Source organism: Mesohalobacter halotolerans (assembly GCF_006120725.1).
In the GTDB taxonomy this organism is placed as follows: Bacteria; Bacteroidota; Bacteroidia; order Flavobacteriales; family Flavobacteriaceae; genus Psychroflexus; species Psychroflexus halotolerans.
On sequence record NZ_SWMU01000002.1, the window covers coordinates 171319 to 184386 of the forward strand.

The 13068-nt window shown below is 34.3% G+C and carries 7 protein-coding genes; 5 read left to right on the forward strand and 2 right to left on the reverse strand.

All coding sequences use genetic code 11. The annotated features are described in order from the left end of the window. Positions 1–24: 24 nt before the first annotated feature. Entirely contained in the window at positions 25–1143 is a 1119-nt protein-coding gene (gene dnaN, locus FCN74_RS05345; RefSeq protein ID WP_138931572.1) for a DNA polymerase III subunit beta, read from the reverse strand. Between dnaN and FCN74_RS05350 the strand changes: the two genes are divergently transcribed. Together FCN74_RS05350 and priA are read left to right on the forward strand one after the other, a co-directional pair. Beyond that, on the forward strand, positions 1108–4167 hold the full coding sequence (locus tag FCN74_RS05350) for a S8 family serine peptidase (protein ID WP_138931573.1): 3060 nt from the start codon (positions 1108–1110) through the stop codon (positions 4165–4167). The two genes, dnaN and FCN74_RS05350, sit on opposite strands and share 36 nt — an antisense overlap. Before the next feature lie 24 nt (positions 4168–4191). Beyond that, on the forward strand, positions 4192–6645 hold the full coding sequence (gene priA, locus FCN74_RS05355; protein WP_138931574.1) for a replication restart helicase PriA: 2454 nt from the start codon (positions 4192–4194) through the stop codon (positions 6643–6645). 56 nt (positions 6646–6701) lie between these two features. Here priA and FCN74_RS05360 read toward each other — a convergent pair whose 3' ends face one another. Beyond that, positions 6702–7283, reverse strand: a complete 582-nt coding sequence (locus FCN74_RS05360; RefSeq protein ID WP_138931575.1) for a hypothetical protein — start codon at positions 7281–7283, stop codon at positions 6702–6704. 192 nt (positions 7284–7475) lie between these two features. On the opposite strand from FCN74_RS05360, the gene FCN74_RS05365 reads away from it, so the two are divergent. The 3 genes from FCN74_RS05365 to FCN74_RS05375 are packed head-to-tail and all read left to right on the forward strand — an operon-like array spanning position 7476 to position 12953. Continuing rightward, positions 7476–8348 (forward strand): AraC family transcriptional regulator, encoded by an 873-nt coding sequence (locus FCN74_RS05365; RefSeq protein WP_138931576.1) that lies wholly within the window; start codon positions 7476–7478, stop codon positions 8346–8348. A gap of 49 nt (positions 8349–8397) precedes the next feature. Next, positions 8398–9294 (forward strand): ABC transporter ATP-binding protein, encoded by an 897-nt coding sequence (locus FCN74_RS05370; protein WP_138931577.1) that lies wholly within the window; start codon positions 8398–8400, stop codon positions 9292–9294. 11 nt (positions 9295–9305) lie between these two features. After that, positions 9306–12953 (forward strand): ABC transporter permease/M1 family aminopeptidase, encoded by a 3648-nt coding sequence (locus tag FCN74_RS05375; RefSeq protein ID WP_138931578.1) that lies wholly within the window; start codon positions 9306–9308, stop codon positions 12951–12953. Positions 12954–13068: the final 115 nt, after the last annotated feature.

Below are 13068 nucleotides of genomic sequence, written 5' to 3' on the forward strand. Positions count from 1 at the left end.
TTAACGAAGTTAAAAGAAGATAGATTAATTGCCTAACATGACTGGCATTACAAGCATTGTAACCTTTTCGCCGTCTTCCAACCCATCAACCGGTGTAAGAATACCTGCCCTGTTAGGCATACTCATAGCGAGTTGAACGTCTTTTGATGTTAAATTGCTTAGCATCTCAATTAAAAACCGTGAGTTAAACCCAATTTCCATATCATCACCGTTATACTGACAGTCTAGACGCTCTTCGCCAGAACTGGAATAATCTACGTCTTGAGCTGATATTTTGAGTTGAGCACCAGACAAATTAAGCTTAAGCTGGTGAGTCGTCTTATTGGCAAAAATAGAAATTCGCTTGACAGTATTTAAGAATTGTTGACGATCTATGATGAGTTTGTTTGGATTTTCAGTCGGAATAACTGCTTCATAATTGGGATATTTTCCATCGATTAATCTGCAGTTTAACTCGAAGTCTTCAAAAGAAAATTTAGCATTCGTTTCATTGTATTCAATGACGATATCATCTTCGCTACCAATTAAAATATTTTTGAGGAGGTTGAGCGGTTTTTTTGGCATGATAAACTCAGCCTGTTGATCACTTTTGATGTCCTCTCTCGTATATTTTACAAGTTTATGAGCATCTGTTCCTACAAAACGTGCATCGTTTTCTAAAAACTGAAAAAATACACCATTCATTACCGGTCTTAAACTATCATTGCCCGTTGCAAATATAGTATTGCTTATAGCTGTTGCCAGTGTAGCTGCCATGATTTTGGTGGTAGCAGCATCTTCTACCTCAACAGCGTTAGGAAAGTCTTCTGCAGAAACTGAAGCAACTTCTGACTTACCGCCTTGATAACTTATTTCTACAGTGTTATTGTCTTTAACTTTAAAGGTTAAAGGCTGTTCAGGAAATGTTTTTAACGTGTCTAGTAATATTTTTGCCGGTATAGCAAACTCAACTTTAGATTCAGACTCTACTTCCAGAGTAGAAGAAATTGTAGTTTCTAAATCAGAAGCTGAAACCTTAAGTTTATTATGATCTAACTCAAATAAAAAATTGTCCAGTATGGCTAGAGTATTTGAATTGTTAATAATACCTCCTAAAACCTGAAGTTTTTGAAACATATAGGAGCTGGAAACGATGAAATTCATATTTTTACTGTTTTAAAGAACAAATATATTTTAAATATTGCTAATTTACTTAGATTTAGTTCAGATTTATTAACGATTGGTATGACTTATAAACAATTATTAATTGGCGTTTTCATATTTACATTAAGTTACCACTTTATTAATGCTCAAACTTTTCAAGAAAGATTAGAGATTACTTCAAATTATGACTTGAGAGTTTTAAATGAGATTGCAGGAGAATATTCAAAACAATATAAGAAAGACAAAAGAGAAGCCATTGCTTATGCTTTAGAACACGATATTGAGCTTATAAAAACATTAGACAATGGCGGGGTTTCCATTTTAGAGAAAGTTTTAGAGGATGGAACTTTGATTTATATTCAAACTTACAATGCCGGTTCTGCTCAAACCATCAATACAAATTTGGTTCATCCTAACGGTTCATCCGGATTAGCACTAGATGGCCAAGACATAAATCTAGGAATATGGGATGGTGGTATAGTAAGATCGACGCATCAAGAATTAGTCGATAGAGTCACTCAACTCGATAATCCAAACGGATTAAGTAGTCATGCAACACACGTTGCCGGAACTATGATAGCTTCAGGAGTAAATCCCAATGCAAAGGGAATGGCCTTTGCAGCTGATCTTTCAGCCTATGATTTTGGAAATGACACCGCAGAAATGACTTCAGAGGCTTCCAATGGGATGTTAGTATCCAATCACTCATACGGCATAAATCCTGCAGCCATTCCAGATGCTTTATTTGGGGCATATTTGTCGGTATCAGCCAATGTAGACCAGTTAGTTTATAATGCTCCGTACTATCTTCCCGTTTTTGCAGCTGGCAATAGCAGAAATGTACTACCTTCACAAGGTGGACCGTTTAATGACAGTAAAAATGGGTTTGATTTGATTTCCGGAAAAAATTTAGCTAAAAATATCTTATGTGTTGCCAATGTTTTAGAAGTCAATAATTATCAAGATGCCTCAAGTGTTGTGATGTCTAATAGCAGTAGCTGGGGACCAACTGATGATGGTCGGATTAAGCCTGATATCTCAGCCAAAGGAACCAATACATTTTCTTCTATTGCCAACTCAGATACTGGTTATGCCAATTTTTCAGGGACGTCTATGGCTGCACCAAGCGTAAGTGGAAGTATTGGTTTATTACATCAACATCACAACAACATGTACAATGGCTTTTTAAATGCCGCTTCGATGAGAGCTTTGGTGATTCATACAGCTAGAGAAGCCGGAGATAACTCCGGACCAGACTATAAATTTGGTTGGGGTCTTATGGATACCGCTGCTGCAGCTGATCTTTTGACAAATAAAAATTTTACTTCTATAATTGAAGAAAATACATTAAATAATGGCGCCACCTATTCTTTTACAGTAGATGCTGTAGATCCAAACACCCCATTAGTGGCTACAATAGCTTGGTCAGACCCGGCTGGACCTATACAAGATACCAGTAGCGCAGACGATTCTACACCTCGTTTAGTCAACGATTTAGATATTCGAGTAATTGCACCCGATGGGTTTACTGAATTTAAACCGTGGAAACTTACCGCATTATTACCCAATTCCCCTGCTACAAAATCTGATAACAGTGTTGATAATGTTGAAAAAGTTGAGGTTGATAACGCTAGCGGACAGTACACGATACAAATTACGCATAAAGGGACATTACAAAACCTTGCTCAAGATTACAGTATAGTGATAAGTGGAATTGCAGAATCTAATTTTGCACTTCAAACTGATATACCCAATCGCTCATTTTGTGCCGATGAAATTGCTACATTCGACTTAGAAATTAATTCTATCGATTCTTTTAATGGAAATATCAACTTAAGTGCAAGTGGTTTGCCTGCAAATTTATCAGAAGCCTTTTCCCCTTCAAATATAAATTCCCAAGGGACATCAACATTAAATATAGATAACTTATCAACTGTATCACCCGGAGATTATCCTTTTACCGTTACGGCAACATCAGGCAGTGAAAGTTTTAGCTTTGATTTTAATCTAAACATTAAGCCTGCATCAGCTTTACCTCAATTGTCAATTAATAATCCAAATAGTACTCAATTAAGCTCATTGTCTCCAGTCTTAAATTGGGACGGAATTCCAGAAGCTTCTGATTATGAGGTAGAATTGTCAACATCATCAAATTTTGATTCATTATTTTTTAGCCAAATCACTGAAGATACGCAAGTCATCACCCCTGAATTGGAGTCCGATCAACAATACTATTGGCGGGTTAGACCTATCAGTAATTGTGTGATGGGCAGCTTTACAGTGGATTCCTTTACTACAAAACCCCTAGAGTGTTTACCAATTACATTTTCAAATGATACACCGGTAAATATCGTCAGTTCAGGACCTAATCTCGTACAATCTGTAATTAACATATCCGGAGTATCTCAAACTAATTTCATTGAAGATATTAATGTTAATTTTGAACTGACTCATACCTGGTTAGCTGATTTAGAAGTGACATTAACGAGTCCGGCAGGTACTACAATTACACTCTTAGATCAACCTTGTGATAATTTGGACGATGTTGATGTAACTTTTGATGATAAAGGCTTAGCCCAAAGTTGTAATGGATTTAACCCACCGGCATTATTAGGACTTATAAAACCAGATGAAAAATTATCAACTTTTGTAGGAGAAAACCTCAATGGGGATTGGATTTTAACAGTAAATGACATGTTTCCGGGAGATGGCGGAAGCATTGATAGTTTTGGAATTGAATTGTGTTATGAAGAAACTCTATCAGTTAGCGACATGGCATCAATAGAGTTCAGTATTTATCCAAACCCAAGCTCTGGTCGAGTAGTGGTAAATTTTAATCAAAATATTAGTGATGACGTAAAAATTGATATAATTGATCTTAATGGAAGAGCTTTAAGATCCTTCGCCCATGAAAATTCTTCTAATAATTTTAGCTTTAACTTAAGTGATTTGAGTTCAGGTATATATTTTGTCAGGATAAAATCACAGAACCAATCTGCTGTTAAAAAATTGATTTTAAAATAACAATGCTATATTTCAAAGTCTAATATGAGCTATTATGCTGATGTCATTTTACCTTTAAATATTGAGAATTTACTCACTTACAGTCTAAGTGAGGAAATGCGTCATCAGTGTCAGATTGGATCCAGAGTTGCTGTACCTTTAGGTAAAAAAAAACTCTACACAGCCGTTGTAGTCAATATTCACCAAAACCAACCTTTGCATTATGAGGCTAAACCTGTTAAAGAAGTTTTAGACCACTACCCAATTCTCAGCATTAACCAACTCAAATTGTTTAAGTGGGTTAAAAAATATTACTTGTCATCTTTTGGGCTTATCTTAAAGGCCTGCTTGCCAAACGCTTTACTTATTCAAAGCGAAACTTTACTTCAACTTAACGATAAGATAAGTTATAAAAAACAAAATTTATCTGACGATGAATACCTACTCCTAGAAGCTGTTGAAAAGCACACTCAAATCAAAATGAGTGATGCGCAAAAAATACTGGGAAAAACTTCTGGTCTCAAGGTGGCAAATAAGCTTATAAGTAGGGATTTGATAAGTATAGACCGCCACATTAGACGAAAGTATAAGCCTAAACTGAAGACTTATATTAGGATAAATAAAACCTATGAAACGACTGAAAACCTAAAAACTTTACTCAATAATCTTGGGCGAGCTCATAAACAGAAAGAGGTCGTATTACATTACTTTAAATTAATGGGGAAGTCAACCAAACCCTTATCAAAGCAAAACTTTAAATCACAAATCGATGCAAGTGATTCAGTTTTAAATTCTCTTATTGATAAAGGTGTTTTTGAAGAATTTAGTATACAGCAAGATCGAATCAAAAACAGCAAAATTACAACAGCAAACCACTTTTCTCTATCAACACCTCAACGCGAAGTTTTTGAAACTATAAAATCGCATTTTAACTCGGATGATGTCGTGCTGTTTAAAGGGGTCACTTCATCAGGAAAAACAGAAATATATCTCAAGCTAATTAAAGAGTACCTTGAAAAGCAACAGCAAATTTTGTATTTACTTCCTGAAATTGCACTTACTACTCAACTCATTCAACGGATAAAAAGCCAATTTGCTGATAAGGTGTTTGTCTATCACAGTAAATATTCGGCCAATGAACGCGTAGAGATTTATAGACATGTATTAAACGCTGATTCTGGACAAATCATTGTTGGAACACGCTCATCTATATTTCTCCCTTTTAAAAACTTAAAATTGGTTATTGTTGATGAATCTCATGAAAACAGTTATAAACAATATGATCCTTCACCAAGATATCATGCGCGAGACACGGCTGTAGTTCTAGCTTCGATTCATCGCGCAAAAGTGTTGATGGGTTCGGCGACTCCGAGTTTAGAAAGTTTTTACAATGTTAAGGAGGGAAAATTTAAATATGTAGAACTTAATAAACGTTTTGGTGACGTTAAACCACCTGTCATAAAGACCATTGACTTAAAAGACAAGTATAAACGAAAAAAAATGAAAGGTCATTTTTCGGATACATTGGTCGAGCGCATCACTGAAACGCTGAGTAAAGGGAAGCAAATCATAGTTTTTCAAAACCGCAGAGGCTATTCTCCGATTATAGAATGTCTAACCTGTGGACATTCACCGCAGTGCCCACATTGTGATGTCAGTTTAACGCTTCATAAGACCAATAACACTTTAAGATGCCATTATTGTGGGTACAGAATGGCGGTTCAAAATAAGTGTTTGTCCTGTGGAAGTCAAGATCTTAGTTCAATGGGATTTGGCACAGAGCAAATAGAACACGAAGCCAAGGATTTATTCCCAAAAGCGAATGTCAAACGAATAGATTTGGATACCACTCGAGGAAAATACGATTTTGAAAATCTCATCGCCGGATTTGAGAATCTCGAAATTGATATCCTTATTGGCACCCAAATGTTGACTAAAGGATTGGACTTTAGAAATGTTGATTTGGTTGCAGTCATGCATGCAGACGGCTTGTTTAACTTTCCAAACTTCAGAGCATTTGAAAAAAGTTATCAGCTATTAACGCAAGTTGCTGGAAGAGCAGGTCGTACCAAAACACAAGGTGAAGTGTTAATACAAACATTTCAGCCTCAACATCGTGTTATTCAAGATGTCATTACAGAAAATTATACCAACCTATATGAGCAAGAAATGGCACAGCGATTGCACTTTCATTATCCACCTTACTACAGAATAATAAAGTTGGTTTTTAAGTCTAAAGATTACAATCGTTTGAATGAAGCCGCAGACTGGATGGGAATTTACCTCAAACAAATTTTTAGCAAAAATATATTAGGTCCAGAATTTCCCGGTATAGCCAGAATACGAAACAAATACATTAAACACATTATTGTCAAAATACCTCCTGAACAATCTATAACAAAGACCAAATCTTACCTCATAAAAGGCATAGAGCGTTATAAAGCTGTTTCAAAATTTAAAAGCGTCCGTTTAAATGTCGATGTTGACCCTTACACATAAAAAAAAGACTACTCTAACGAGAGCAGTCTTTTTCAAAACTAAACCTAACACAATGACTATCGAATTGCAAGCATTTTGGTAAATGATTGCTTGCCAACATTTACTTGTACACTATATTTACCTTTTGGTAATTTTCTTGTATCGAATGTTTTTTTAACTACTAAATCATTGAGATTTTTAATTTCGGTCAATTCATAACCATTTTCGTCTTTAATACTAATTCTAACATTCTCGAGTTGAGGATTTGTTATCCCGACGTTCAAAAAGTTATGATCTTGTCTAATCATTGGCTTAAAACTTATGCGATTGAAATCTGAAGTCACTTCTGCGTGATCTCCATTTTTGACAATAACCGCAGTATTAATTTTGCTTTCGTTTTCATATTTCACAAAATACTTTCCATTAGGTAAAGTAGATAGCGCAAAAGTTTTTAAGTATGTACGTTCGTTGATTACTTCGTAAAAAAGTAATGTACCTTCTTCGTCAAAAATTCTGATGTGTTCCTCACCAGTTAGTTCACTGGCTTCAATGACGATCTCTGCATTTTCATTTGTTCTGATTTTGATGTCAGAGGCTGTGCTAACTTGTGCAGAAAGTAAAACAGCTATTACTGTAATCATTAATTTCATAGTTTTCATAATTTTCATTTTTTTATAATTATAGTACAAACATACCACTGAAGTTCACTTTAAGTTTGGTCAAAAATAACCATTAATGATGCTATATTAACATAAATACTGTTTTAACATATATTTAAAATTAAAATATCATTAAATTATACCATATTGTAGTTATTTAATTAATTTAGCACAAATTAGAGTTAAAATATCATGAGTCTAGTCAAACCAGAATTTGAAAAAATTGAACCTCCTTTTGGGAGTTCTATTGTTTACAAGCGATTTTCAAAACATGTCGAAAACGTCAAACCTTTCTGGCATTATCATCCAGAGCTAGAAATTGTTTACGTCAACGGTGGCTCAGGTCGTCGTCAGATAGGAAGCCATGTCTCTTATTACAGGAATGGAGATTTAATATTTATCGGTTCCAATTTACCTCATTGTGGGTTGACCGAGAAATTGACCAACAACAAACGAGAAACCGTCTTGCAGATGTCTCCTGATTTGCTTCATCAGGCTTTTTTTGATATTGCAGAAATGTCTTTTATGTCTGGATTGCTGGAACGGGCAAAGCGTGGTTTAGTATTTCATGGCGAATCTAAGCGTAATATCGGAAAAATGATTGAGGAGATGAACGATATGAATTACTTTGAGCGTATTGTTGCCATGCTCAATGTTTTCAAAGCGATGGATGAAGCCAAAGATTATACCATTCTTAATGTTCAAGAATTTACTTTAGAAACCTCTACCAAAGAAAGTGAAAAAATCAATTTGATTTTTAATTATGTCAAGGAACATTACACCAAAAGTATAAGTCTTGAAGAGATAGCAGATGTAGCTAGTATGACCGTTCCGGCATTTTGTCGGTATTTTAAAAAAATGACACGCAAAACTTTTACAGAGTTTGTAAATGAATATCGTATTGCCCATGCCGCTAAACTCTTACATGAAAAACAAATTAGCATTTCAGAAGTTTGTTACGATAGTGGATTTAATAATTTGTCTCATTTCAATAAACTATTTAAGGCCTTTTTTGGAAAAACACCTTCGGTCTATCGTGAAGAATTAAAGTTTTTAATGACATGATTTGTAACAATTTTAAAAAAAAGATACTCATAAATTAAATAAAACTCTCATGCAAACATTAAGACTTTCTCGTGTATCTAAAACCTATTCCAATGGGGTCAAAGCTTTAGACGATGTCAGTATTGAAATCGAACCAGGAATGTTTGGTCTATTAGGCCCAAACGGCGCTGGCAAATCTACCCTAATGCGAACCATTGCTACGCTTCAAGAACCCGATCAAGGTGAATTGACTCTTGGGGATATTAATATTCGAGAAGACAAAATGGCCTTGAGAAAAGTTTTGGGCTATTTGCCTCAAGAATTTGGAGTATACCCAAAATTATCTGCAGAAAAACTTTTACATTATTTTGCTCAGCTTAAAGGTGTTGAAAGCAAAAAAGATCGTCAAAAAATTGTGGACTTTGCATTAGAAATCACTAACCTCAGTGATGTTAGAAAAAAATCTGTAGCTGGTTATTCTGGTGGTATGAAACAGCGATTTGGTATCGCTCAGCTTTTACTCAATGATCCACACCTTATTATAGTTGATGAACCAACCGCAGGACTTGACCCAGCTGAGAGGCATCGTTTTTTGAATGTCTTGCGTGATATTGGCACCAATCATATTGTGATACTTTCAACCCATATTGTCGACGATGTAAAAGAACTTTGTACCGATATGGCCATTTTGAATGGTGGAAAGCTTTTAAATCACCACAAACCAACAGATGCTATTGAGAATTTAAAAGGCAAAATATGGAATAAAGTTATTGATAAGGATGCATTAGAATATCACGTCAATGAATTTAATGTCATTTCAAGAAATTATAATCAAGACCATTCCTTGAACATAAGAGTACGAAGTGATATGAAACCAGCTGATGGTTTTAATGTTATCGAGCCGGAATTGAGTGACGTATATTTTGTGAGTCTGAAAGAGGATGAAGTTCATAATTCGAATGCCTAAATTTTAAAAACATGTTTTCAAAAATATTTCAATTTGAATTTAAATCTTGGTTTAGACTGCCCATTTTTTATGTGTATTCTTCAATCTTATTTTTATTATCCTTGTTTATAATGGCTTCAGCGGCAGGTTTGTTTGATAATGTCACAGCTACAACAACTTCAGCAACTTATGTTAATAACGCCATTAATATTACGGGCCTCATCAGTTCAATTAGTGTGTTTTTGTATTTTATGTTGCCTTCGATTATCGGAGCATCTATCAACAAAGACTTTAAGCATAATGTGCATCATATTTTGTACGCCTATCCCATGCGAAAGTCGAGCTATTTGTGGAGTAAATTTTTAAGCTCGTTTTGTGTAGTATTACTCATCATATTTTTGATTTATTTGGGTATTTTTATTGGAACTATTTTTCCATTTACCAATCCAGATTTAGTTGCTGAGCATAATTTTTTATTTTATCTACAATCATTTTTATATGTGGTTTTGCCTAATGTATTATTTTTTGGAGCCGTGGTGTTTGCTGTAGTCACTTTTAGTCGAAATATATTTGCGGGTTTTATTACAGTTTTAATTTTAGTGGTTTTACAGTCGTTTACAGAAGTGTTATCTAATTATGAAGACTACAAAATATTAGCAGCTTACCTTGACCCTTTAGGGTTTTCTGCTTTAGGTTTAGATATAGAATATTGGACGGTTTTTGAACAAAATAATAATTTTTTACCTTTTAATGGCTATTTACTATACAATCGTTTGATTTGGTTAGGGGTAAGTTTTTTGATTTTTGCAGCTGTGTATTTCAAATTTAATTTTAACCAACAAGGGATTGTAATCAACTGGTTTAAGAGAAAAGGTCAACGACTGGTAAAATCTAATTTTAATTATTTCATCAATGTTAAAATCCCAAGTGTAAAGACTTCTATGAAAGCTTCTACACTTTGGAATTTTGCTATTAAGCAAAGTATTTTCGATTATAAATATGTGATTAAAAACAAGATATTTATTGGCTTTATGCTGATTGTTATTTTGATTGCCTTATCTGTTTTGTCGGTAAGAAACCAAATATCTGGCACTCCCACATATCCAGTAACGAGAGAAATGGCCCAATTAATAATAAATATTTCGGGCTTTTTTATGATTATTATGACCTTTTTGTTTTCAGGGATGTTAATCAACCGATCTAAAATTTCAAATATGGATCAGTTGGTTAATGCGACAGCGTATCCTAATTGGGCGTTTAGTTTATCTAAGTTTATAGCAATATTTTGGGTGCAGGCTACATTTTATATCCTATTGATTTTGTTGGCTGTTGGTGTTCAAATTTTCCAAAATTATTACAAACTTGAGATTGGTCATTATTTATTTAGTGCTTTTGTAATCAATTATTTATCAATTTTAGTTTGGACAGCACTTTCTTTTTTTACCCATCAAATTTTTAAAAATTATATTGTTGGGTTTGTCGTGTTGTTAGGCTTTTATATTCTTTTGGGCTTTTTCCCTCAGTTTGGTATTCAACAAGCTATATTTAGGTTTAATGCGTTTACAAGCTTGAGTTATTCTGATATGGTAGGGTGGAATGATTCAATTTTAGAGTTTTTTGTATATCGTATGTATTGGTTCGGTTTAGCTATAGTTCTGTACATTTTGAGTTTGCAGTTTTACCGTCGCGTAATGCTGAATTCTGCTCAACAAAGACTACAAAAAGCTTTTAAACAAATAAACACCCCAAAGCTCATTGGTTTAATTGTCGGTTTATTTACTTTCATCAGCTTAGGGAGCTGGATTTATTATCACGATAATATTTCAAATGAAAGATACACAGGGATTGAACGCGAAAAGCAACAGGTGAAATTTGAAAATACCTATAACAAATACGCCGCATTGCCTCATCCCAGAATCACAGATGTGTCTATTACACTAGATTTGTATCCAAAACAACGCAATTATAACGCTAAAGGTAAATTTATCCTTAAGAACAAGACTAAGCAGCCTATAGATTCAATATTATTAAACACTAGAGATGATGTTAAGACTTATCAATTCTCCAAACCAGGTAAAGTGGTTTTAAATGATACTTTTTACAACATCGACGTTTATCAATTTGAAAAACAACTTATGCCAGGGGATACGATGACATTTGCGTTTGAAATGCAAAATGAGCCTAACTCTATTTTAGAACGGAGTTCACCTATACGTTCTAATGGCACTTTTCTCAACAACGGGATGTTGCCAAACTTTGGTTATGCAGAGTCTAGAGAAATAAGAAGTAATAAAATAAGAGAAAAATATGACTTGCCAACCAAGCAACGCATGAAGTCACCATACGACTCAACCGCCTTAGGGAATACTTATATTTCAAAAGATGCAGACTGGATAAATTTTGAAGCTAAAATTACAACTTCAGCCGATCAAATAGCCATTGCGCCCGGTTATCTTATTGATGAGAAAACTAAAAATGGAAGAAGCTACTACCATTATAAAATGGATAAGCCCATTCTCAACTTTTACAACGTCATGTCAGCAGATTATGAAGTTTATGAAGAAAAACACAACGGCATCAACATTCAAATTTTTTATCATCAACCTCACGATTTTAATATTGAGCGTATGATGAAAGGTGCTAAACTGTCTCTAGATTATTATGAAGAAAATTTTAGTCCGTATCAGTTTAGGCAATTGCGCATTATGGAATTTCCTTCATTCTCAGGTCGTTTTGCGCAATCTTTTGCCAACACCGTTCCATTTTCAGAAACCATAGGTTTTATTGCTAAAGTTGATGATGAAGATAAAGAAAGTGTAGATTATCCTTTTAGCGTAACCTCTCACGAAGTTGCACATCAATGGTGGGCGCATCAAGTGATAGGAGCTGATGTACGCGGTGCAACTTTATTGTCTGAAAGTATGTCAGAATACAGTTCGCTTAAGGTTTTAGAAAAAGAATACGGTGCCAGCCAGATGCGACGATTCTTAAAAGATGCTTTAGACAGGTATTTACGCGGCAGAACATTTGAGCAACAAAAAGAACTGCCATTAATGCTTAACGAAAATCAGCAATACATTCACTATAATAAGGGTTCACTGGTTTTATATGCGATGAGTGATTATCTCGGCGAAAACAAATTTAATAATATCTTAAGCCAGTATATTGATAAAGTTGCCTTTCAAGAACCCCCATATACCACCTCAATTGAATTTGTAAAGCATCTTGAAAAACACACACCAGACACTTTAAAGTATTTGGTTGAAGACATGTTTAAAACAATTACGCTATACGACAATTATATCGAAAAAGCAGAATACACTGTCAATGCAGATAGCACTTATACCGTAAATATTGAGGCCATTGTTTCTAAATATAAATCCAATAACAAAGGCAAGCGACTATACGCCAAAGACCAAGATAGTTTAATACATATTATTGAAAACGATACGATCAAATCTTGGCCGATGAATGATTATGTAGAAGTAGGTATTTTTACAGAATCTTCTAAAGACGGAAAGTCCGTTGATAAACCTATTTACCTTAAGAAAGTCATTATCGATAGCATTTACAATACTTTTGAAATTAAAGTCAATCAAAAACCTACAGAAGTAGGTATTGACCCTTGTAATAAATTAATTGATACCGATAGTGGTGATAATAGAAAAACTTTAGACTGATAGAAGTCCAAACTCAAATAAATATATAGCGTTTCAGTTTTTTGATTTTCAGTTAAAATTTAAGATTATCTAAAAAATTTGATTTCCTTTAAAGAATGTCTAGACTTTAGACTAT